General features: G+C 63.0%; 20 protein-coding genes and 1 tRNA gene. 10 read left to right on the top strand and 11 right to left on the bottom strand.

Annotated elements, in window-relative coordinates; all coding sequences use genetic code 11:
- Complete coding sequence (gene cysS, locus E2K99_RS09510; RefSeq protein WP_134222061.1) at positions 1-1,392, bottom strand: cysteine--tRNA ligase; 1,392 nt, start codon at positions 1,390-1,392, stop codon at positions 1-3.
- 232 nt (positions 1,393-1,624) lie between these two features.
- Here cysS and E2K99_RS09505 point away from each other — a divergent pair, with 232 nt between their 5' ends.
- From E2K99_RS09505 to E2K99_RS09485, 5 genes are all read left to right on the top strand, one after another.
- Positions 1,625-3,202 (top strand): YybH family protein, encoded by a 1,578-nt coding sequence (locus E2K99_RS09505; RefSeq protein WP_134222060.1) that lies wholly within the window; start codon positions 1,625-1,627, stop codon positions 3,200-3,202.
- Positions 3,203-3,238: 36 nt separating this feature from the next.
- Complete coding sequence (locus E2K99_RS09500; RefSeq protein WP_121039411.1) at positions 3,239-4,456, top strand: L,D-transpeptidase family protein; 1,218 nt, start codon at positions 3,239-3,241, stop codon at positions 4,454-4,456.
- Positions 4,453-5,022: a peptidylprolyl isomerase gene (locus tag E2K99_RS09495; RefSeq protein WP_134222059.1), complete on the top strand. Its 570-nt coding sequence runs from the start codon at positions 4,453-4,455 to the stop codon at positions 5,020-5,022. The genes E2K99_RS09500 and E2K99_RS09495 overlap by 4 nt, the downstream gene beginning before the upstream one ends.
- Before the next feature lie 82 nt (positions 5,023-5,104).
- Complete coding sequence (locus tag E2K99_RS09490; RefSeq protein WP_121039405.1) at positions 5,105-5,593, top strand: peptidylprolyl isomerase; 489 nt, start codon at positions 5,105-5,107, stop codon at positions 5,591-5,593.
- Positions 5,594-5,623: 30 nt separating this feature from the next.
- Positions 5,624-6,406 (top strand): UDP-2,3-diacylglucosamine diphosphatase, encoded by a 783-nt coding sequence (locus tag E2K99_RS09485; protein WP_134222058.1) that lies wholly within the window; start codon positions 5,624-5,626, stop codon positions 6,404-6,406.
- 82 nt (positions 6,407-6,488) lie between these two features.
- On the opposite strand, the gene cysE is transcribed toward E2K99_RS09485, so the two are convergent.
- The 3 genes from cysE to rnr form a co-directional block, all read right to left on the bottom strand.
- Complete coding sequence (cysE, locus tag E2K99_RS09480) at positions 6,489-7,241, bottom strand: serine O-acetyltransferase (RefSeq protein ID WP_134222057.1); 753 nt, start codon at positions 7,239-7,241, stop codon at positions 6,489-6,491.
- Positions 7,242-7,367: 126 nt separating this feature from the next.
- Complete coding sequence (gene rlmB, locus E2K99_RS09475) at positions 7,368-8,105, bottom strand: 23S rRNA (guanosine(2251)-2'-O)-methyltransferase RlmB (protein ID WP_121039396.1); 738 nt, start codon at positions 8,103-8,105, stop codon at positions 7,368-7,370.
- Between the two features lie 91 nt (positions 8,106-8,196).
- Positions 8,197-10,713, bottom strand: a complete 2,517-nt coding sequence (gene rnr / locus E2K99_RS09470) for a ribonuclease R (RefSeq protein ID WP_121039393.1) — start codon at positions 10,711-10,713, stop codon at positions 8,197-8,199.
- 221 nt (positions 10,714-10,934) lie between these two features.
- Here rnr and E2K99_RS09465 point away from each other — a divergent pair.
- Positions 10,935-11,019 (top strand) — tRNA-Leu (locus tag E2K99_RS09465).
- Between the two features lie 252 nt (positions 11,020-11,271).
- On the opposite strand, the gene E2K99_RS09460 is transcribed toward E2K99_RS09465, so the two are convergent.
- The gene (locus E2K99_RS09460; RefSeq protein WP_134222056.1) at positions 11,272-12,813 is read right to left on the bottom strand and encodes a methyl-accepting chemotaxis protein; all 1,542 of its coding nucleotides are present in this window, start codon (positions 12,811-12,813) and stop codon (positions 11,272-11,274) included.
- A gap of 241 nt (positions 12,814-13,054) precedes the next feature.
- Between E2K99_RS09460 and E2K99_RS09455 the strand changes: the two genes are divergently transcribed.
- Positions 13,055-14,548 carry a cryptochrome/photolyase family protein gene (locus tag E2K99_RS09455; RefSeq protein ID WP_134222055.1) on the top strand — a complete coding sequence of 498 codons (1,494 nt, stop codon included), beginning with the start codon at positions 13,055-13,057 and terminating at the stop codon, positions 14,546-14,548.
- Between the two features lie 62 nt (positions 14,549-14,610).
- On the opposite strand, the gene E2K99_RS09450 is transcribed toward E2K99_RS09455, so the two are convergent.
- The 3 genes from E2K99_RS09450 to pmbA form a co-directional block, all read right to left on the bottom strand.
- Positions 14,611-16,209, bottom strand: coding sequence for an MDR family MFS transporter (locus E2K99_RS09450; RefSeq protein WP_134222054.1), 1,599 nt, complete (start codon positions 16,207-16,209; stop codon positions 14,611-14,613).
- 81 nt (positions 16,210-16,290) lie between these two features.
- A complete protein-coding gene (locus tag E2K99_RS09445) occupies positions 16,291-16,782 on the bottom strand; it encodes a GNAT family N-acetyltransferase (protein ID WP_051057585.1) in 492 nt (163 codons plus the stop codon).
- Positions 16,783-16,863: 81 nt separating this feature from the next.
- Positions 16,864-18,228, bottom strand: coding sequence for a metalloprotease PmbA (gene pmbA, locus E2K99_RS09440; protein ID WP_034335393.1), 1,365 nt, complete (start codon positions 18,226-18,228; stop codon positions 16,864-16,866).
- 75 nt (positions 18,229-18,303) lie between these two features.
- Between pmbA and yjgA the strand changes: the two genes are divergently transcribed.
- Positions 18,304-18,909 (top strand): ribosome biogenesis factor YjgA, encoded by a 606-nt coding sequence (gene yjgA / locus E2K99_RS09435; protein WP_134222053.1) that lies wholly within the window; start codon positions 18,304-18,306, stop codon positions 18,907-18,909.
- Positions 18,899-19,528, top strand: a complete 630-nt coding sequence (mog, locus tag E2K99_RS09430; RefSeq protein ID WP_134222052.1) for a molybdopterin adenylyltransferase — start codon at positions 18,899-18,901, stop codon at positions 19,526-19,528. Before yjgA ends, mog begins: the two co-directional genes overlap by 11 nt.
- A gap of 44 nt (positions 19,529-19,572) precedes the next feature.
- Here mog and E2K99_RS09425 read toward each other — a convergent pair whose 3' ends face one another.
- A complete protein-coding gene (locus E2K99_RS09425) occupies positions 19,573-20,235 on the bottom strand; it encodes a hypothetical protein (protein WP_134222051.1) in 663 nt (220 codons plus the stop codon).
- A gap of 178 nt (positions 20,236-20,413) precedes the next feature.
- Between E2K99_RS09425 and E2K99_RS09420 the strand changes: the two genes are divergently transcribed.
- Positions 20,414-21,082 carry an alpha/beta hydrolase gene (locus E2K99_RS09420; protein ID WP_134222050.1) on the top strand — a complete coding sequence of 223 codons (669 nt, stop codon included), beginning with the start codon at positions 20,414-20,416 and terminating at the stop codon, positions 21,080-21,082.
- Between the two features lie 123 nt (positions 21,083-21,205).
- On the opposite strand, the gene E2K99_RS09415 is transcribed toward E2K99_RS09420, so the two are convergent.
- Together E2K99_RS09415 and E2K99_RS09410 are read right to left on the bottom strand one after the other, a co-directional pair.
- Complete coding sequence (locus tag E2K99_RS09415; RefSeq protein ID WP_134222049.1) at positions 21,206-22,225, bottom strand: alpha/beta hydrolase; 1,020 nt, start codon at positions 22,223-22,225, stop codon at positions 21,206-21,208.
- 387 nt (positions 22,226-22,612) lie between these two features.
- Positions 22,613-23,074, bottom strand: a complete 462-nt coding sequence (locus E2K99_RS09410; protein WP_039786512.1) for a MarR family winged helix-turn-helix transcriptional regulator — start codon at positions 23,072-23,074, stop codon at positions 22,613-22,615.
- Positions 23,075-23,257: the final 183 nt, after the last annotated feature.

Genomic DNA, 23,257 nt, shown 5'->3' with positions numbered 1-23,257 from the left:
TCAAGCTCTCCGCCACTCGGTCAGGCCGCCCGGTTTGTCTTCCAGAATGATGCCGGCCGCGGTCAGCTCGGCACGGACCCGGTCGGCTTCGGCGAAGTTCTTGCCTGCCTTGGCCGCCTTGCGTGCTTCAATCAGGGCTTCGATCTCGGCTTCGCCCAGACCGTCTGCTGCTGCCACGCCGCCCTTGAGGTACTCCGCCGGCTCGCGCTGCAGCAGGCCGAGGATGCCGGCCAGCGCCTTCAACTGGCGCGCCTGCGCCGGCGAACGGTCACGGTTGACCTCATTGGCCAGTTCGAACAGCACCGAGATCGCGACCGGCGTGTTGAAGTCGTCGTTCAGAGCCTCTGTGAACCTTTGTGCATGCGCTTCATCGGCCACGAGAGCGCCGGCTTGCGGCGGCACATCTTTCAAGGCCGTGTACAGGCGGGTGAGCGCCTGGCGGGCATCGTCCAGATGCGCATCCGAGTAGTTCAGCGGGCTGCGGTAGTGGGCGCGCAAGATGAAGAAACGCAACACTTCCGGGTCGTACTTCTTGAGCACGTCGCGAATCGTAAAGAAGTTGCCCAGGGACTTGGACATCTTCTCGTTGTCGATGCGCACGAAACCGTTGTGCATCCAGTAATTCACGAAGGTGTGCTGGTGCGCGCCTTCGGACTGGGCGATTTCATTTTCATGATGCGGGAACTGAAGATCCTGGCCACCGCCGTGGATGTCGAAATGGTCGCCCAGCAGGTCACTGGACATGGCCGAGCACTCGATGTGCCAGCCCGGACGGCCGCAGCCCCAGGGCGAATCCCACTTGGCTTCGTCCGGCTCGCTGGGCTTGGCCGCCTTCCAGAGCACGAAGTCCAGCGGATCGCGCTTGCCGGTGTTCACATCCACCCGCTCGCCGGCGCGCAGGTCGTCCAGCGACTTGCCGGAGAGCTTGCCGTAGCCGGGGAAATCGCGCACGGAGTAATTGACGTCGCCATCGCTGGCTTTGTAGGCCAGGCCGTTCTTTTCCAGCTTGCCGATCAGGTCCAGCATCTTCGGCACGTACTTGGTCGCACGCGGTTCATGATCGGGACGCTGCACGCCCAGGGCAGCGGCATCCTCGTTCATGGCATCGATGAAGCGATTGGTCAGCTGGGCGATGGTCTCGCCGTTCTCGGCGGCACGATGGATGATCTTGTCGTCGATGTCGGTGATGTTGCGCACATAGGTCACGGCATAGCCGGAGGCGCGCAGCCAGCGCTGCACCATGTCGAACACCACCAGCACGCGCGCATGGCCGATATGGCAGTAGTCATACACGGTCATGCCGCACACGTACAAGCGCACCTTGCCGGGTTCGATCGGGGTAAAGGTCTGCTTGTCACGCGCCAGCGTGTTGTAAATCTTGAGCTCGCTCATGGGATGGGAATTCTGGGGTTGGCGTAGCCGCTGTGGGCGACGGGTTCATGCACTACCTGGGGCCGGCACCGTGATGAAGCATGGCGCTGACAGGCCCCTGCCTGGGTTTCATTGTTCTAGCAGCAGTTGCAACATGAACGGGTCACGGTAGCCAAACCTCTTTTTGTCTTACTTGTTTGATATAAAATGCCAGCTTTCTTCGAATTTCTTCGAGTATAGCATCGATAAAACCATGGCCCCAGAATCACAAGAACAGACATCCATTCATGGTTTGCGCGGTTTGATCAGCAAGACTGCCCACAAGACGGCAGTGTTGTCCAGCCTGGTGGCTGCCCTGTTCGGGGTGCCCGCCACGCTTGCGCATGCCAGTGAAATGTCTGACATCAACAAGCTGATGCGGGCCGGACAGTATGCCGATGCACTGACCAAGACCGATGCCGTGCTGGCGAAACACCCGCGCGATGCGCAACTGCGTTTCACGAAGGGGCTGATCTTAGCAGAACAAAACCGTTCTGCCGAGGCCATCGCGGTGTTCAGCAAGTTGACCGAAGACTTCCCCGACCTGCCCGAGCCGTACAACAACCTGGCCGTGCTGTATGCGGCCGACGGCCAGTACGACAAGGCGCGCGCGGCGCTGGACATGGCCATGCGCACCAATCCGACCTATGCCACGGCACTGGAAAACCTGGGCGACGTCTATGCCAAGCTGGCCAGCCAGGCTTATGACAAGGCGCTGCAGATCGATCCGGGTGCCAACGTGCCGCAGCCCAAGCTGACCTTGCTGCGCTCGCTCAACGGCAACACCACCGGTGGCACCGTGCCGCGCCTGGCGTCGGCCGCAGCGGCCCAGCGCGACGCCAAGGCCAAGGCCGAAGCGGCAGCGGCCGAACAGCAGGAACGCAATCGTGCCCTGGCGGCCGAGAAACTGGCGCAGCAGGCAGCCGCCGACAAGGCCGAAGCGGAGAAGACAGCCATCTCCAAGGCCACCAGCGAGAAGGAAAAAGCCGCAGCCGACAAGGCGACCGCCGAGAAAGCCGCTGCCGACAAGGCAGCCGCAGACAAGGCTGCCGCCGAGAAGGCCGCAGCAGACCGGGCCGCCGCCGACCGCGCCAAGGCCGAGAAGGCACGCGCCGAGCAACTGGCCGCCGAACAGGCGCGCGCCCAGAAGGCCGCCGCCGACAAGGCTGCCGCCGAGCAGAAGCAGAAGGAACTGCAGGCGCAGAAGGACAAGGAGCAAGCCGACAAGCTGGCCCGCGAACAAGCCGCCCGCGCCGAGAAGGACAAGGCTGCCCAGGCTGCCGCCGAGAAGGCACAAGCCGACAAGCTGGCTGCCGCCGAGAAGGCCAAGGCGGAGAAACTGGCCGCGGCCGAAAAGGCCAAGGCCGAGAAACTGGCCGCTGCCGAGAAGGCCAAGGCCGACAAGGCCCGTGCCGACAAGGAAAAGGCCAAGGCCGAGGCCAGCGCCGAACAGGACAAGGCGGTCGTGCTGGCAGCATTGAATGGCTGGGCCAAGGCCTGGAGCGACAAGGACGTGCGCAGCTACCTGGGCCATTACGCCAGCGACTTCGAGACGCCCCGTGGCGCCTCCCGCAAGGAATGGGCCGAAGAGCGCCGCGCCCGCATCGAGGACAAGGGCCGCATCAGTGTCAAGGTCAGCAATGCCACGGTGAGCATCAATGGCAACATCGCGACCGTGCGCTATCGCCAGATATATAATTCGGATCGGCTGACGGTGGACAGCCGCAAGACCCTGATCTTCGTCAAACAGGGCAATCGATGGCTGATCAAACAGGAACGATCGGGAGGGTAATTGGTGGCTAGCGCTTTGCAAGGGCGTCCCGCGCGCATGCTGGGACGCCTGCTGATGTTGTGCCTGGCGGGTCTGCCTGCGATGGGCAGCGAGGCATCCTCTTCTTCCATTCCGCCGCAAGGCAATACGGCCGGCGCACCCGCTGCCAAGCCGGATCCGGAAGCTCTGCTCATTGATATCTACAAGGACCTCGGTGCCAACCGCCTGCGCGAAGCCCAGGCCAAGGCCGACGCCCTGGTGGCGGCCTATCCGACCTTCCGCCTCGGCCACCTGGTGCGCGGCGACCTGCTGCTGATGCATGCCCGCCCGGTGCGCAACTTCGGCGCCATGGCCGATGGTCCCGGCGACAAGCTCAAGGAATTGCGCGACGAAGCCATGGTGCGCATCCGTTCCCTGCAGGAAAAACCGGACCCCAAGCTGATCCCCAAGGCCGTGCTGCAAGTCGGCGAGGACCAGAAGAACGTGCTGGTGGTCGATACCACGCGCTCGCGCCTGTACGTCTACGAGAACCAGGGCGGCGAGCTGAAATACATGACCGACTACTACGTCTCGCAAGGCCGCTTCGGTGCCAACAAGACCAAGTCGGGCGACCAGCGCACGCCCATCGGCGTGTATTACGTCAACAACCGCATCCCCGGCCCCAAGCTGCCTGATTTCTATGGCACCGGCGCACTGCCGCTGTCCTATCCCAATGAGTGGGACAAGCGCAATGGCCGCAGCGGCTACGGTATCTGGCTGCACGGCACGCCCTCGGACAACTTCAGCCGCCCGCCCCTGTCCTCGGACGGCTGCGTGGTGCTGGCCAATCCGGACCTGCAGAGCCTGTATTCCACCGCCGAAGTCGGCAAGACCGTGGTGGTGATCAGCCAGCACGTGCAGTTCGTCGACAAGAGCGAGTGGGCCAAACAGCGCGACGCCGCCTCGGCCATGCTGGAGCAATGGGGCCAGTCGCTGGAGAATGCGGATGCCGACAAGGTGCTGGCGTATTACTCTCCCGAATTCCGCTCGGCCCAGGGCGAGAACCTGGCCACCTGGTTCGGCCGCCAGCAGAAGAGCCTGAACGGCGCGCGCTATACCAGTGTCAAACTGCGCGATGTCAGCCTGTTCCGCTATCCCGGCACACCGGAAGACATGATCGTCAGCACTTTCACCCAGGAAAGTGCGGTCGGCAAGAGCAAGAACGCGATCCGCAAGCGCCAGTACTGGGTGCGTGAAGGATCGCAATGGAAAATCATTTACGAAGGCAACGCATGATCCTCTCCCGTCGTCATCTGCTGCGCATGGCCGCAGCATTCTCTCTCTCGGCCACGCTGGCTGCTCCCGTCCTGGCGGCCGATGCACCGCGCGTGCTGCTCAAGACCAGCATGGGCAACATCACCCTGGAACTGAATCCTGAAAAGGCTCCGGTCTCGGTCGACAATTTCCTGAAATACGTCAAGAAGGGCCAGTACAACGGCACCGTCTTCCACCGCGTCATCAACGGCTTCATGATCCAGGGCGGCGGCTACGACCAGAACATGCGCGAGAAAGCCACCGACGCGCCCATCAAGAACGAGGCCAATAACGGTTTGAAGAACGAGGTTTATACTGTGGCGATGGCGCGCACGTCGGCACCGCATTCGGCAACGGCCCAGTTCTTCATCAACGTGGCGGACAACCGCTTCCTGAACTACCCCGGCCAGGACGGCTGGGGCTATGCCGTCTTCGGCAAGGTCATCGCCGGTGCTGACGTGGTCGACAAGATCAAGCAAGTGCGCACCGGTGCCGGCGACGTGCCGGCCACGCCGGTGGTGATCGAATCGGCCACCCTGGTCAAGTAAGGCCGGCCTGCCGTCACGCAGCCAAGGCGGGCCCAAGTCGCCCGCCGGTTTTTTTCATTCCCCCACAAGCAAAGGATTCATCATGGCAGTTCTGCTCACCACCAACCACGGCGCCATCAAGATCGAACTGGATGCCGAGAAGGCCCCCAAGACCGTTGAGAACTTCCTGGCCTACGTCAACGCCGGCCATTACAACGGCACCATCTTCCATCGCGTCATCGACGGTTTCATGATCCAGGGCGGCGGCTTCGAACCCGGCATGAAGCAGAAGGAAACCCGCGAGCCGATCGAGAACGAAGCCAAGAACGGCCTCAAGAACGAGCCCTACACCCTGGCCATGGCCCGCACCGCCGCTCCGCACTCGGCCTCGGCGCAGTTCTTCATCAACGTCAAGAACAACAGCTTCCTGGACTACCCGGGCCAGGACGGCTGGGGCTACTGCGTCTTCGGCAAGGTCGTCGAAGGCACTGAAGTGGTCGACAAGATCAAGGGCGTCAAGACCACCCGCGCCGGCATGTTCGCCGACGTGCCTGCGGAAGATGTGGTGATCGAGAAGGCAGAAGTGGTCTGAGCCTGATCCGGACCGCTGACTTCACCGACCATGACTGATTTCCAGTTCATGCAAAAAGCGCAACCGACGGTTGCGCTTTTTGTTTCCGACCTCCATTTGCAAGCCGCCCTGCCCCGTACCACCGAGGCTTTTCTGTCCTTCCTGCAGCGCCATGCAGTACAGACGCAGCAACTGTACTTGCTGGGTGACGTGTTCGAGTACTGGGCCGGTGACGACGACCGTACTGCTCCCTACAACCAACTGATTGCTGACGCACTGCGAACTGTACAGGCGCAAGGCGTGCAACTGTACTGGATGGCTGGCAACCGCGATTTCCTGGTCGGACAGGCATTTGCCGATGCCGCCGGACTGACCCTGCTGCAGGACCCGCACATCATCACCGCCGCCGGTCGCACGCTGGCGCTGGCCCATGGCGATGCGCAATGCACCGATGACCAGGCCTACATGGCGTTCCGCGCCCAGGTACGGCAACCGGCTTACCAGCAGCAGTTCCTGGCCATGCCGCTGGCGCAGCGCAAGGCCATCATCGAAGGCATCCGCAAGAACAGTCAGGACGCCAACCAGAGCAAGGACATGGCGATCATGGACGTCAATGCCGGTGCGATCGATGCGCTCTTCGCGCAGACCGGCACCGATGTCCTGATCCACGGCCATACGCACCGCCCTGCCCTGCATCGCCTGGACGGCGGCAAGCTGCGCTATGTACTGCCAGATTGGGAATACGACGTGGAAACGCCGCGTGGCGGCTGGATCAGCCTGACGGCTGACGGTGCGCTGCACCGGCATGATGTGAACGGCGACGAGATCGCCTGATCTCGCCGTACATGCTTCATCGCTGCGGCAGATGCCGTGGCGAGCTACGCAGCCGGTCTGAACCCGGCTGCGCCCCTGCTCCTCAATCGACCAGCCGGTTCAGTTGCGCGGCGTCGAATTGTCCGGCCTCTTCAAGGCGTCGACACCCTATCCCCGCACCCTGCAAGGCGGCCAGCACGGCTTCCAGTTGCTGCTCCTGCGCGGCCACCTGGTTGATGAGTCCGTGCAGCGCCTTGGACAGCGGATCATCGCCATTGGGCATGACGCCATAGGCCGCAAACAGGCGTGCTGCCGCCTGATCACGCGCGGCTGGCGCGACATTGCGCTCGACGATGCGCGCCGGGTTGCCCACGGCGGTGGCGCCGGGCGGCACTTCCTTGGTGACCACCGCATTGGAACCGACCTTGGCCCCGTCCCCGACCGTAAAACCGCCCAGCACCTTGGCCCCGGCACCGATGATGACGCCGCGCCCCAGTGTCGGATGGCGCTTGGCGCCCTTGGCCAGCGACGTGCCGCCCAGGGTCACGCCCTGGTAGATGGTGGAATCGTCACCGACGATGGCGGTCTCGCCAATCACCACCCCCATGCCGTGATCGATGAAGACACGGCGGCCGATGGTGGCACCGGGATGGATCTCGATGCCGGTGAGGGTGCGGCCGAGCTGCGAGATGAAGCGTCCCAGCCACTTCATCTCGGCCTTCCAGCAAGCCTGAGCCCAGCGATGCAGGATCACCGCATGCAGGCCCGGATAACAGGTCAGCACCTCCCAGCTGTTGCGCGCGGCGGGGTCGCGCTCACGGATGCTGGCGATGTCTTCTCTGAGTCGGCTGAACATGGTGTGTTTCCTGAAACGTGAATGAAAACGGCTACTGAAGTGAAATTGAAGTGATCCAACAATGGAACGGCAAAAAAAATCGCCGGACACGAAGTCCGGCGATGATGTCATGCGGGATGACCGGACTTACTTGGGCAAGCGCTGGCGTCGCGCCTCGTACAGACAGACGCCGGAAGCCACGGAGACGTTGAGGCTCTCGACCGAACCGAACATGGGGATGTTGACCAGCACGTCACAGGTCTCGCGGGTGAGACGGCGCATGCCTTCGCCTTCGGAGCCCATCACCAGTGCGGTGGGACCGGTGAAGTCGCCTTCGTAGAGGCCCTTCTCGGCATCATCGGAGGTGCCGATGATCCACACGCCGCGCTCCTTCAGGTCGCGCATGGTGCGGGCCAGGTTGGTGACGGTAATGTAGGGCACGGTGTCGGATGCACCGCTGGACACCTTCATGGCCGTGGCATTCAAGCCCACGGCGCGGTCCTTGGGGGCGATCACGGCATGCGCGCCGGCACCGTCGGCCACGCGCAGGCAGGCGCCCAGGTTGTGCGGATCGGTGATGCCGTCGAGGATCAGCAGCAGCGGCGGACCGACCACGGCATCCAGCAGTTCATCGAGGGTGCGCGCCAGCGACAGCGCGGCGGCCTTGGCCACCACGCCCTGGTGACGGCGCGTGCCGACCATCGCGGCCAGGCGCTGGTCGTCGGCCTGGATGATGCGCACATTGGCTTCCTTGGCGGCATGCAGCAAATCCAGCATGCGGCGGTCGCGGCGCTCGGCATCCACGTAAATCTCTTCCACCGAGGAAGCCTCGTGGCGGATGCGGGAGGTCACGGCATGGAAGCCGAAAATCATTTTGCTCTTCATAGATCCTGCTTGTGTCTTTCGTCTTGCTCGGGGCAACTGCCCCACGTTCCATCAAACCCGGCCTGCGCATCGCGCAGGTCCGGGGACATGCTCATCGCTTCTTCTTGCCCTTGGTGTAGCCCTTGGATGCAGCGCGCTTGCGGTCAGCTTCGCCGGGGCGTGCCGTGGCGGTGCGCGCGGCACCGGCCTTGGCCTTGGCGCCACCCTTGGGCTTGCTGCCCGCTGCAGCGGCAGCTGGCTTGGCCGCACCCCTCTTGCCACGGGCTGCCGGCTGAGCTTCATCGGCACTCTGCCTGCCGCCACCGGACTTGCCGCGCGCGGCGTTTTCAGCGCGCTTGGCTTCGTTCTTGATGAGGGTACGGATGCCCGGCTCGTTGACCAGTGCCAGGTCGATCTTGCGGGCATCCAGGTCCACGCGGCTGACCTGCACGGTGACGCGGTCGGTCAGCTGGTAGCGAATGCCGGTACGTTCGCCGCGCAGTTCGTGGCGCGCTTCGTCGTACTGGAAGTAATCCGCACCCAGTTCGGTGACGTGCACCAAACCTTCGATGTAGAGCGCATCCAGTTGGACGAAGATGCCGAAGGTGGCCACGCCGGCGATGGTGCCGGTGAATTCCTCGCCCAGCTTGTCGCGGATGAAGTAGCACTTGAGCCAGGCTTCCACATCGCGCGAAGCCTCATCGGCACGGCGCTCATTGGCCGAACAGTGCAGGCCCAGCGCTTCCCAGATCGCCAGTGCGCTCTCGCCGCGCGGCTTCTTGCCGGCCGCCTTGTCGGTGGCGCGCTGCAACGCCTGCGCCTTGCGGGCGGCGGGCGAGATCGAGGTGTTCAGCGCAGTGCTGTCGATACCCTTGGGCTCGTAACGCTTGCCTTGCAGCACGGCCTTGATCGCACGGTGCGTCAGCAGGTCGGGATAGCGGCGGATCGGGCTGGTGAAGTGCGCATAGGATTCATAGGACAGGCCGAAGTGACCGATGTTGTCCGGGCTGTAGACCGCCTGCTGCATCGAGCGCAGCAGCATGGTCTGGATCAGCACCGCATCCGGACGCGCCTTGACCTTGGGCATGAGCTCGGCGTAATCGGAGGCGCTGGGGGTGTCGCCACCGCCCAGGGTCAGGCCGATCTGCTTGAGGAAGGTGCGCAGCTGCGTCAGCTTTTCCTTGGTCGGACCGGCGTGGATGCGGTAGAGCGCCGGGTGATCGTGGCGCTTCAACAGGTCGGCCGCGCAGACGTTGGCGGCCAGCATGCATTCCTCGATCAGGCGGTGCGCGTCGTTGCGGGTGCGCGGCAGGATTTTCTCGATCTTGCCGGCGGCGTTGCAGACGATGTAGGTCTCGGTGGTCTCGAAGTCGATGGCACCGCGTGCCTGGCGGGCCGTCAGCAGCGCCTGGAAGACTTCGTAGAGGTGCGTCAGGTGCGGCACCAGGCCGATGCGGCGCGCTGCTTCCGGGCCCTTGGTATTGGCCAGGATCGAAGCCACTTCGGTATAGGTCAGGCGAGCTGCGGAGTGGATCACGGCCGGATAGAACTGGTAGGCCTTGATCTCGCCCTTGGCGGTGATGACGGCATCGCACACCAGGGTCAGTCGGTCCACGTCCGGGTTCAGCGAGCAAAGGCCGTTGGAGAGCTTTTCCGGCAGCATCGGGATCACCCGGCGCGGGAAATACACCGAGGTGCTGCGCTCCAGCGCGTCCACGTCCAGCGCGTCGTTGGGCTTGACGTAGTGGCTCACGTCGGCAATCGCGACGATCAGGCGATAGCCCTTGGTGCGGCCGATCTTGACAGGTTCGCAGTAGACCGCGTCATCGAAGTCGCGCGCGTCCTCACCATCGATGGTGACCAGCGGCACGTCACGCAGGTCGACGCGATCCTTGAGGTCGGCCGCCTTGACTTCGCTGGGCAGCTTGGAAGCCAGCTTCTTGGCGGCTTCCGAGAATTCGTGCGGCACGCCGTACTTGCGCACGGCGATTTCGATTTCCATGCCGGGGTCGTCGATATCGCCCAGGATCTCGACGATCTTGCCCACGGGCTGCGTGTAACGGGAAGGATGTTCGGTCAATTCCACGCTGACCACCTGCCCGGCCTTGGCCTTGCCCGGCGGGCCGGCCAGCAGCACGTCGTGGCCGATGCGCTTGTCTTCGGGGGCGACCACCCAGACGCCGTTTTCATTGAGCAGACGGCCGATCACGTGGGTGTTGGCGCGCTCCACCACTTCGACGATGGTGCCTTCCGGACGGCCACGGCGGTCGGTGCCGGTGATGCGGGCCTGCACGCGGTCGCCGTGCATGACCTTCTGCATTTCCTTCTCGGGCAGGAACAGGTCATCGGCCCCTTCATCGGGCAGCAGGAAACCGAAGCCATCACGATGGGCGGAGACGCGGCCCAGGATGAAGTCGGGCGAGTGGGTCAGCTTGTAGTTGCCGGCGCGATCCGGCTTGATCTGGCCGTCGCGTTCCATGGCGTTGAGGCGGCGCGTCAGGCCGTCCATTTCTTCCGGCTTGACGCCGAGCGCGGCGGCCAGGGCGGCAGCGTTTTGCGCGCCCGAGGAAGTACGCAGGATGCCGAGGATCTCTTCCCGGCTGGGAATGGAATAGGGGAATTGGCTCAAAAGTTTCGTTTCGCGCAATTGTTATAAATGCCAAGGCGAAGCTCGCCCAGGCGGACGGATGTGCCTAGTGTAACGGAGTTGCGGCCATTTACCTAACCGCAATACGGGGGTAAAACAGGGGTGAAGCATCGTATTGCAACGAAAATGATGCCATGGAAGCGAAAAATTTGTTGACAGCGCTTTTAGACCGTCTATAATCACGGTCTTCGCTTTACAGCGCAGCCCACGTGGCGGAATTGGTAGACGCGCATGGTTCAGGTCCATGTGCCGCGAGGTGTGGGGGTTCGAGTCCCTCCGTGGGCACCAAACAAAAAAGGTCGATTGATGGAAATCAATCGGCCTTTTGCGTTTTGGGGTCCACGAGCAAAGCGCCTGCGCGCTTTGCGGGAGGGACGAGAAAGTCCGGCCTTGCAAGGCCGGACGGGGTCGCGGAACGTGACCGAGGTCCTCCATCGGCAGCAAACAAAAAAGGCCGAATGATGAAAATCATTTAGCCTTTTTTGTTTTTTGGCTTCAAGAAAAATAGGGGCAAGACATCATCGCCTCCTCTCTATTTTCTTACCCCCTCAAACGGAACACGCTCACGGTCTCGCTCAGCCCTGCTGCCTGCTCCTGCATCTGCCGCGCCGCCGCGGCTGCCTGTTCCACCAGCGCCGCATTCTGCTGGGTCGCTTCGTCCATCAGGTTGATGGCCTGGTTGACCTGTTCGATCCCGTCACTCTGCTCCTGCGACGCCGAGGTGATTTCGGCCACGATGTCGGTCACGCGGCGCACGCTGGCCACCACTTCTTCCATCGTCGAACCGGCTTGCTCGACCAGCCTGCTGCCCGCCTCCACCTTGCCCACCGAGTCGCCGATGAGTTCCTTGATCTCCTTGGCGGCGCTGGCCGAGCGCTGCGCCAGCGTGCGCACTTCGGAAGCGACTACCGCAAAGCCGCGCCCCTGCTCACCCGCGCGCGCTGCTTCCACGGCGGCATTGAGCGCGAGGATATTGGTCTGGAAGGCGATGCCATCGATGACCGCAATGATGTCCACGATCTTGCGCGAGGAATCATTGATCGAGCCCATCGTGGCCACCACTTCCGAGACCACCGACCCGCCCTGCACCGCCACCTCCGATGCCGACACCGCCAGCTGATTGGCCTGGCGTGCGTTGTCGGCGTTCTGCTTCACGGTCGAGGTCAGTTCTTCCATCGCCGAGGCGGTCTCTTCCAACGAACTGGCCTGCTGCTCGGTGCGATTGGACAGGTCCAGATTGCCATCGGCGATCTCGCTGGAGGCGGTGGCGATGGTATCCGTGCCCTGGCGGACCCGGGTGACGATGCCCACCAGGTTGTCATTCATTTCCTTGAGTGCGCGCATGAGCTGGCCGGTTTCGTCCAGGCTGCGCACCTCGATCTGGTTGTCCAGGTGGCCGTTGGCCACACGGCTGGCCACGTTGACCGCCTTGTGCAGCGGTGCCGTGATCGACCGCGTGATGGCCCATGCCAGCGCCACGCCCAGCAGCAGTGCCACTGCGCCCAGCACGATCATGAGCGTGCGCGCATTGCGGAAGAGACTGTCAATTTCCGCAGTCTGGTTCTTGATGCGGTCGGACTGCATCACGGCCAGCTTGTCGATGGCGGCCAGATAGACGCGCGTACTCGGCAGCAGCTGCTCGTCCACTGCCTTGCGAGCGCCCTCTTCGTTGCCCGCCTCCTTTTCCTTGAAGACCTGCGCATTGGCCGCCAACACCACCTTGCGGCGCTCGTTGATCTCGGCCAGGGCAGCGCGCCCGGCGTCATCGGTGATCAGCTCTTCCATGCGCTTGACCAGCTCATTGTTCTTGCTGATGGTGGCGCCGATCTCCTGCTTGTAGAACTTCTGCTGTTCGACATCCGGATTCTTGGCGGCCGCCACGATGCGGCCGACGTTGAGTTCGATGGAGCGATAGAAGGTAATGACCAGCCTCTCCTTGACCAGCGCATCATTGACCATCGTGTCATTGAGGCTCCCCACCGCCTGCAGCCGCCCCACGCCAATGGCGGCAATCACCAGCATCAAACCCAGAATCGCGGCAAAACCCAGCCCCAGCCGGGTGCCGATCGTCATCTTCTTCATTGTTTCCCCATCTCCCATTGCACGAAACGCATGCGGATCGCAGCGCCCTCTCTCGTTCTCCGCATCGCATGCGGATGCGTGATTATCGGCCGGACCATAGCCTCCTGAGATGCGACGGGTCAAATCGATGAAAATCTTTTATCATTCACACGAACGCTACCAATCAGTAGCCACCGCCGGAATGTAATCCCGCTCGCCCCGCGGGACGAAGACCAACCCATTGAAGAAGAACTCCAACGCAATGCCCCAATTCGACAAGTCCCTGGTCTGGTTCCGCCGTGACCTGCGCCACACCGATCATGCCGCCCTCTACTACGCGCTCTCGCAGAGCCAGTCCGTGTGGTGCGTGTTCGTTTTCGATACCGACATTCTCGATGCACTCAAGGCCGAGGGTGTAGCGCAGGATCGCCGCGTTGATTTCCTGCTGGCCAGCGTGGCCGAACTGGACGAGGCGCTGCGCAAGGCGGGCGGCGGGCTGATCGTGCTGCACGGAGCGGCCGCCAGGTGCATTCCGGAACTGGCCGCCGAACTGGACGTGCAGGCGGTCTTCGTCAACACCGACTACGAGCCAACCGCAGTGGAACGCGATGCCGCAGTCGACCAGGCCCTGAAAAAACATGGCGCGCAATTGCTGAGCTACAAGGACCAGGTGATCTTTGAAAAGGACGAGGTGCTGACCCAGTCCGCCAAGCCCTTCTCCGTTTTCACGCCTTACAAGAATGCGTGGATGGCCAAGCTGGCCGCCGCCGGTGGCGACTTCTATCTCAAACCCTATCCGGTCGAGAACTACTTCAAGGCCCTGGCCAAACCGCCGGGCAAGGCGCACCACGGACTGCCTTCGCACAAGGCACTGGGCTTCCACCCCAGCAATTTGCAGGAACTGAAGATTCCTACCGGCATGTCCGGTGCCCAAGCCCTGCTGGAGGACTTCCTGGGCCGCATCGGTGCCTACGGCACGGCGCGTGATTTTCCGGCAGTGAAGGGTCCGTCCTATCTGTCGATCCACCTGCGCTTCGGCACGATCTCCATCCGCACGCTCGCGCGGGCTGCGATGCAGGCCATGCATGCCGGGCAAGGCGCGGCCGGTGCGGCGGTGTGGCTGTCGGAACTGACCTGGCGCGATTTCTATTTCATGATCCTGCACCACCATCCGCGCGTGACCGCCAAGGCCTTCAAGCCCGAGTACGATGAGATCAAATGGGAGCACGGCAAGCATGCCGAAGAGCTGTTCGCCGCCTGGTGCGAGGGACGCACCGGCTATCCGCTGGTGGATGCGGCCATGGCCCAGATAAACGAGACCGGCTACATGCACAACCGCCTGCGCATGGTGGTGGCCAGTTTCCTCACCAAGGACCTGGGCATCGACTGGCGCTGGGGTGAGAAATATTTCGCGATCCATCTCAACGACTTCGACCTCTCGGCCAACAATGGCGGCTGGCAGTGGGCATCGTCTTCAGGCTGTGATGCGCAGCCCTACTTCCGCATCTTCAACCCGGTCACGCAATCGGAGAAGTTTGATCCGGACGGCAAGTTCATCCGCCGCTATCTGCCGCAACTGGCCAAGCTTTCCGACAAGCGCATCCATGCGCCGTGGACGGCCACACCCGATGAGCGCATGTCGGCCGGCGTGACGCTGGGGACGAACTATCCGCGCCCCATCGTCGACCATGCGCAGGCGCGTGAACGCACGCTTGAACGCTATGCGGTGGTGAAGAAGACGGAGAAGACCGAATAAGCGCACGCTCCGCATCAAGAAAAAACGGACCCACGGGTCCGTTTTTGCATGCGGCCAGCCGCTTATTCCGACATCACCGGCTCGACCTTCTTGTCCTGGTCAAAGCGGATGGGCGGCACGCGCCTTACCATCCACAACCCCACCAGCGCGGCCACGATGGCAATGGCGATGCCCATGTGAATGGCCCCGACCAGCGCCTCGCGCGCCGCTTCCAGCAAGGCCGAACCGTCATGCCCGGCCTGCATCAGCTGGGCCAGCAGCACCGACTGGATGTCATGATTGACCAGCACTTCGGGATCGCTGAAGTCCTTGAGCCACTGCGCCGCGTGATCTCCTTCCAGGGCCTTCTGCACGCCTGCGCCATACATCTGGCTCACCAGCGTGCCGGTGATGGCCGTGCCCAGCATGCCCCCGATCATGCGCAAGGACTGCAGCAAGGCGGTAGCGATACCCAGGTGCTCGCGTGCAGCGGCCTGCTGCGCGAATACGGTGAGATTGGGCAAGACCAGTCCCAGCCCGAAACCACCGGCCAGCATCACTGTCAGCAAAAAACCATTGCCGGTGGTGCGATCACACAGCACCACGCCGAGACAGGAAGCAGCAATCAGCGCAAAGCCCAGGTTCATCATCAGGTTGGGATTGGGAATGCGCGTGATGATGCGGCCATTGACGATGCTGGCCACGGTAATACAGGCCACCAGCGGCGTGATGAGCAGCCCCGCTTCACGCGGGCTCAACCCGAATCCGCCCTGGAACAGCAACGGCGCATACATCAGCAGCGAGAACATGGCAAAGCCCGCCAGCACCGACAAGACGAACAGGCTGGCCAGCGCCTTGTCGCGCATCATCTCGAAGGGCAGGATGGGCTGCGCGGCGCGCTGCTCCCACTTCCACAAGGCGTAGAAGGCCGCCACCGAGACGGCCAGCAAGACCATCATGCCGACCGTGATGCCGCGCTTGGGCAGCAGTTCCACCAGCAATTGCAAGCTGCCCAGCGACAGCGAAATCAGCAGCGCGCCCGGCCAGTCCAGCCGCATCTTGCCCGCATGCTGCATGTGGCGGATGTGCGGCACGAAGCGCCAGACGAAATACAGCGACAGCACGCCGATGGGCAGGTTGCAGTAGAACACCCAGCGCCAGCCCAGCCCTTGCGTGAGAAAGCCGCCCAGCGAAGGACCGACTGCGGTGGCAATGCCGAAGGAGGCCGACAGGATGATCTGCCAGCGCAAGCGCACGCGCGGATCCGGAAACAGGTCAGCGATGGAAGCGAAACAGGTGCCCACCAGCATGCCGCCCCCGATGCCCTGCAGCCCGCGCGCAAGCACCAGGAACAGCATGCTGTTGGCCATGCCGCACAAGGCCGAAGCACCGACGAAAACGACGATGGACGCAATCACGAACGGCTTGCGCCCGAAGTAATCGCCTAGCCGTCCGAAGATGGGCACGGTAATGACCGAGGTCAGCAGATAGGCTGTGGCGACCCAGGCATAGAGATCGAAACCTTTCAGTTCAGCCACGATGGTCGGCAGGGCGGTGCCGACGATGGTCTGGTCCAAGGCCACCAGCATGATGACGAAGCAGATGCCCAGCGTGGCCAGCAGGGATTCACGGAACGGCAGGACTTGGCCGCTGGAGTGGGCGGCGTCGGTGTGTAGGGCCATGTGCGGAGGATGAATGTCCGAAGTTGCGCGTGTGCGCCAATCCGCCATTCTAGCGCCGCATGGCATGGCTTGCCCTGCGCGCTACAGCAGCAGTTCGTAACGCTGCTCGTTGAGCTTGACGCCCCAATGCGAGCCGATGCGCTCCTCGGCCAGCACGAATCCGTGGCGCTGGTACAGGTTGTGCGCGGCGTGCAAACCTTCGAAGGTCCAGAGGTAGATCGAGGGAAAATCACACTCCGCGCAGAAACGGATGGCCTCGGTCAGCAGGGCATCGCCCACGCCGCGCCCACGCAGTTTTTCGGAAGAGATGAACCAGCGCAGCCACGCGCCCTGCTGCTGCGCATGCTGGCCGTCGATGGTCAGCGAACCTTCGACACGGCCATGCACGGTGGCAGTCCAGAAGCCGTCGCGGCTATCGTCGTAGCGGCTCATGAAAGCCGCCAGTTCGGTGGCGATGCGGGCTTCGAAATACACGCCGAAGCTCCAGTTTTCGGTGTAATACGCGGCGTGCAGCTCGGCTACACGCCCGATGGCGCCTGGCAGATAGCCGCGCCGGATGTGGATGTCGTCCATGGCTTGCCTCCCCAAAAATGGGCGGCGCTGGCCGTGGCACCACCCGGCTCGCCAGTGGCGGCCGGGCAGCGTGCGGCACGATCAGTCGCCAGCGATGGTCATGTTTTCCAGCAGGATGGAACCCGTTTCCTTGGTGCCGCGAATGAGCGTGTCGTTACCCACGGCCACGATCTGGCGCAGCATGTCCTTCATGTTGCCGGCGATGGTGATTTCTTCCACCGGATACTGGATCACGCCATTCTCGACCCAATAACCCGAGGCACCACGTGAATAGTCACCCGTCACGTAGTTCACGCCCTGCCCCATCAGCTCGGTCACCAGGAGGCCGGTGCCCATCTTCTTCAGCATGCCCTTGAAGGTATCGGCCTTGGTAGTCAGGTCCGAGCGCAGCGTCAGGTTGTGCGAGCCGCCGGAGTTGCCGGTGGTCTGCATGCCCAGCTTGCGGGCAGAATACGTCGACAGGAAGTAGCCCTGCACCACGCCATCCTTGATCACCTCGCGCTTGACCGTACGCACGCCTTCTTCATCGAAGGGCGCGGAACCCACACCGCCGACCACGTGCGGGTCTTCCAGGATCTGGATGTGCTCGGGGAAGACCTGCTGGCCCAGCGAATCGAGCAGGAAGGTCGACTTGCGATACAGCGCACCGCCCGACACCGCTTGCACGAAGGCACCCAGCAGACCCGCTGCCAGCGGGGCTTCGAACAGCACCGGGCATTTGCGGGTGGTGAGCTTGCGCGCGTTCAGGCGGGCCAGCGCACGTTCGGCAGCGTAGCGGCCGATGGCTTCGGGCTTGGCGAGTTTCTTGGGATCGCGTTTGGACGAATACCAGTCATCGCGCTGCATGCCCGCGCCCTTGCCGGCGATGGGCGCGACCGAGATGGTGTGGCGCGAGAACGGGTAGCCGCCCATGAAACCACGGCTGTTGGCTGCGATGAAATGCGAGTGTTGCACGTAGACGCCAGCGCCTTCGCTGTTGGTGATGCGCGGGTCGGTCTCGAGGGCTGCGGTTTCGCAGCGTTGGGCCAGCGCCACAGCTTCTTCGGCGGAAATATTCCACGGCGAAAACAATTTCAGGTCGCGCGGGGCCATTTCCAGCATCTCGGCGTCGGGCAGGCCGGCGCAGTCATCGATGGCGGTGAAGCGGGCGATGTTGTAGGCGGCCTCGACCGTTTCCTTCAGTGCCTGCTGCGAGAAATCCGAGGTGCTGGCGTTGCCGCGCCGCACCTGGCGGCCTTCTCCGAGGAACACGGTGACGCCGATGCCCTTGTCCTTGTTCTGCTCGATGGTCTCGATCTTGCCCTTGCGCACCGCTACCGACAGGCCGCTGCCCTCGCTGATGTCGACGGCGGCGTCCGAGGCGCCCTTGTCCCGGGCATAACGCAGGACATCCTGCGCCAACTGCTTCAACTGGTCCTGACTGTGCGTGAATGGGGTATCGCTCATGAGCCTGTTTTCTCTGAAATGCGGGTAAAACGGTTATCATAGCAGCCGTTAAGCTTTATTTCTCGAAGTCACGATATGCCCAATGCCAATCGCGGTGCTGTCGGATTCCAATCCAGCGAATTCGAACAGGAATACGACCGCCCCTCCAAGTCCCAACTCAAGCGCGAGATGGATGCCCTGCAAAAGCTGGGCGAATCGCTCGTGGCCGAGCCGCGCGACCGCGTCAAGCGCGTTCCCATGCCCGAAGACGTGCGCGACGCCATCCTCGAATGCCAGCAAATCAAGGACCATGAAGGCCGCCGTCGCCAGATGCAGTACGTGGGCAAGAAGATGCGCACGCTGGAACCCGACGAGATCGCCATCATCCAGAAGACCATCGACAGCTGGCACGGCGCCTCCAAGGCTGAAACCGCCGCCATGCACGCCCTGGAACGCCGCCGCGAAAAACTGCTGGCCGATGACCAGGCGCTGACCGAACTGCTGAACCGCCATCCCGACGTCGACGTGCAGCACATGCGCACGCTGATCCGCAATGCCCGCAAGGAGCAGGCGGAAAACAAGCCGCCCAAGGCTTACCGCGAAATCTTCCAGATCCTCAAGCAATTGCAGGCCCAGGCTGCACGCGCCAAGAGCGAAGCCGCCGAGGATGAGGCAGACGAGCAGGATGACGATGAGCGTTGAGGCTGTAACGCCCATCGCCCGTGAGGTGCTGCGGGTCGGACTGGTCTCCATCTCCGACCGCGCCTCCGGTGGCGTCTACCAGGACCAGGGCATCCCCGCCCTGCAGGAATGGCTCAGCAAAGCGCTCGCCAGCGCCTTTGAAATCGAGACCCGCCTGATCCCCGATGAACGCGCACAGATCGAACAGACCCTGGTGGAACTGGTCGATGTAGCCCGTTGCGACCTGGTGCTGACCACGGGCGGCACCGGTCCGTCGCGTCGCGATGTCACGCCCGAAGCCACGCTGGCCATCGGTACCAAGGAAATGCCAGGCTTTGGCGAACAGATGCGCCAAATCAGCCTGCAGTTCGTGCCGACCGCGATTCTCTCGCGCCAGGTCGCCGTCATCCGCGAGACCGACGGCCATGCCGCGCTGGTACTGAATCTGCCCGGCCAGCCCAAGTCCATCCGCGAAACACTGGAAGGATTGAAGGACGAGGACGGCAAGGTCAAGGTGCCCGGCATCTTTGCCGCCATCCCCTACTGCATCGACCTCATCGGCGGTCCTTACATCGACACCGATGAGAGCGTCTGCAAGGCCTTCCGTCCCAAGTCGGCCATCCGGCCCGCCAGCAAGTAACAGTACCTCAGCGGCCCGCACCACGATGCGGGCCTGCCCTCCCCTCAGTTCGGACACTTCCCCTCATCCGGCCCGCCGCACAGCGCGGCCGCATTCAGCAGATCCAGGTATTGTTGCAGCGCTGCCGGCGAGATCCGGTAGGGATACTGCTTGAAGGCGTTTTCGGTCGGCGGACGCCAGCTGAACTGCACCACGAACAGTTGCTGCTTGCCCTGATACACCGCCAGTACAGTTCCCTCGCCATAGGGCGCAACTGGCCCGGTACGGTCGCAGAAGCCGCCGCTGACAGAGACCGGGATATTGTTGGTGCTGCCATCCTTCTGCGCCATCGCCACGAAGCGGCCCGGGCAATTGCGCTGGGCTCCCTGCATCACTTCAGTCAAGGCCACCTGTGCCACGGTCAGGTTGCGCGCCTGGATGTTGGCGACCAGTCCGGCATCGGGATAGCCGCGGCGCTGCACGCCCATGTAGCCCTCGCGCCAGGAGTCGTGCGCTTCGTTGGGCGGCAGGAAATCGACCACGTAATTGCCCTCCGGATCGCCGTCCATGTAGGCCAGGCGCCAGCCCGGCGGGGGCGAGATCATCAGGTTTTCGCCGCGCGGCTGGAACAACCGGCCTTCGGCTTCGGCATGGCCGGCCAGGGGCGCCATGGCCAGCAGGGAGGCCAGCAGCGGGGCCAGCAGGCGGCGCGAGGGGATGCACTTCATGGGTTTTCCTTTTGCAGCGCCGCCATCGCGGCGGCGTTCATCGTATGATGTGAGCCCATTGCAGCACAGACGCTGCGCATGACCACGGGCAAGGCCGTATTGTGCTCCCGCGCCGGGACAGACACAAATGCCGTGCCCCGTCCTTTCATCCACCGACCGCAACAGGAACCGCACGCTTATGTCCGCTCCCCTCGAAACGATACAGATCGATACCGCTCCCACCCCCACTGCCTCCGTCATCTGGCTGCACGGCCTGGGTGCCGATGGTTCGGACTTCGTGCCCATCGTGCGCGAGCTGGACCTGTCGGGCTGCCCGCCCATCCGTTTCATCTTCCCGACTGCACCGACCATGCCGGTGACCATCAACGGCGGCTACGTGATGCGCGCCTGGTACGACATCTTCGCGCCCGACCTGGTCCGCCGTGAAGACGAACCCGGCCTGCGCGCCTCGCAGGCCGCCATTGAAGCGCTGATCGCGCAGGAGCGCGCACGCGGCATCCCCGCCGAGCGCATCGTGCTGGCCGGTTTCTCGCAAGGCTGCGCCATGACCTTGCAGACCGGCCTGCGTCATCCGGAGCGCCTGGCCGGCCTGATGTGCCTGTCCGGCTATCTGCCGCTGGCCGCCACCATCGAAGCCGAACGCCACGGTGCCAACCACGACACCCCCATCTTCATGGCCCACGGCACCATGGATCCGGTGGTGGTGCTGGAGCGCGCCGTCAAGTCGCGCGAATTGCTGACCCAGCTGGGCCACAAGGTCGAGTGGCACGACTATCCGATGCAGCACTCGGTGTGCGGCGAGGAGGTCGAGGATATCGGCGCCTGGCTGACCAAGGTCCTGGCCTGAGTCCGAGCACGCAGCACCCGCACCCGAACCTGCAGCCGCAATGACAACGCCCCCGCACGATGCACTCGTGCGGGGGCGTTGTCGTTTTCCCTGCGCAGTGTCACGCGCAGGGCAGCCTTGCAATCACTTCAGGCGGAACTTCAGTTCCTCGCCCGCCTGACGCATCGCGGTCTGCACGGCAGGCACCTTGGCCAATACGTTCAGCAGGCCGAAGTCGTGGATCATGCCGTTGTAGCGCACGCTGGTCACGGCCACGCCGGCGGCTTGCAGCTTGCGGCCATAGGCCTCGCCTTCATCACGCAGCACGTCGTTTTCGGCGGTCTGGATCAGGGTCGGCGGCAGGCCGGCCAGTTGCGCCGGGGTCGCATTCAAGGGCGAGGCGGTGATTTCCTTGCGCTTGGCGGCGTCGGTGGTGTAGCTGTCCCAGAACCACTTCATCATGTTCTTGGTGAGGAAGTAGCCATTGGCGAACTGGTTGTAGGAACCAGTTTCGAAGTTGGCATCGGTCACCGGCCACAGCAGCACTTCCGAACGCAGGGCGGGGCCGCCCTTGTCCTTGGCCATCAGGGCCACGACCGCAGCCATGTTGCCACCGACGCTGTTGCCGGCCACGGCCAGGCGCTTGCCATCGACCTTGATTTCCTTGCCGTGCTCGGCCACCCACTTGGTGGCGGCATACGCCTGGTTGATGGCCACGCCGTAGCCGGCTTCCGGCGACGGCGTGTAGTTCACGAACACGGCCACCGCACCCGAGTTGGCCACCAGGTCACGCACCAGGCGTTCGTGGGTCGGGAAGTCGCCCAGCACCCAGCCGCCGCCGTGGAAGAACATGAAGGCCGGCAAGGTCTTGGTCACGCCCGCCGGACGCACAATGGTCAGCTTGATCTGCTGGCCGTCGGCGGTGATGGTCTTTTCCGACACGTCCGCCTTGGGCAGATCCAGCTTCACGCTGGCTTGCGCACCGACCAGCACGGCGCGCGCATCCTGCGGCGAGAGCTGTTCCAGGGGCTTGCCACCGCCGGCTTCCAGCGCCTGCAAGAAGGATTGGGTGGTCGGTTCCACACCGGCATCACCGGCGGCATAGGCATTGCCAAAAACCAGGCCGATGGCGGCGACGGCGGCGAGTTGCTTGAACGAGGTCATGATCTTCTTCCTTTTCTCTAATCTCAGATGAGCGAATCGGTGGATTCACCGGGTAAGTGCTGCGAGGGAACTGCGTACATGTTGCTGTGCTGCCAGGTACTGCGGTACTGCACCGGCCGTTGGCGGCCAGGAAAACTGTCGATACCACGATAAAACTAAAATCCTATTAAATAGCAAACTACTTAGTTGGCGCTATTGGCTCTGCGTATAACGGCCGCTCGGAGGGCGGGACAATGCCGCCATTCCGTTCCGTCTGCCGATGCCGCTTATCTGGCATTCTTGCGAGCAATTCACCAACAATATAAAGCGCTATTCAGTAGTGCACTATATATTTAACTTTCAAAAAGGGACTTGGCCTGGTCGCCGCATCCCTTCAACCTGCCCTGCTCACTCGCCCGTATTCTTGTGCAAGCGGGCACGCAAGGCCATCAATTCTTCCTTCATCGCCGTCAGTTCGGCCGCTGTCGATTCGGTTGCCCGCAAGACTTCACGGGGCAGTTCCACCGCCTGTTCGCGCAGCTTGTCTCCTTCTGCGGTGAGCGAGATGACCACCTGCCGTTCATCGCTGGCCGCGCGTTCCCGGGTCACCAGGCCCTGCGCTTCCATGCGCTTGAGCAGCGGGGTCAGCGTGGCTGAATCCAGCACCAGGCGTTCACCGATATCGGACACCGTCAGCTGGTCCTGCTCCCACAACACCATCAGCACCAGATACTGCGAATAGGTGATGCCCATGTTGCGCAACAGCTTGCGATAGAGCTTGCTCATCGACAGCGAAGTCGAGTACAGCGCAAAACACAACTGGGCATCCAGCAGGGGGGCCGACTTGCGTTTGTCTGTTTTCGAATTCATGCAGCGCAGTTTAGCGAGGCCAAAATTAAATAGCAAGCGATTTAATCAAAATATTTACGCTTGGCCGTCGCCACTTCGCCACGCCCCTTCCGCGGGCGGACTGGGCCCCGATTGCGCACCATCTCGAAGCAGGCCTGCACTGGCACGATGGACTGATGCGCAACCTTGCACGCCATTTCCCTC

This window comes from Herbaspirillum huttiense (assembly GCF_004367745.1).
In the GTDB taxonomy this organism is placed as follows: domain Bacteria; phylum Pseudomonadota; class Gammaproteobacteria; order Burkholderiales; family Burkholderiaceae_D; genus Herbaspirillum; species Herbaspirillum huttiense.
Note: the sequence above shows the minus strand (reverse complement) of the source record. Positions and strands in the feature narration are given on the sequence as shown.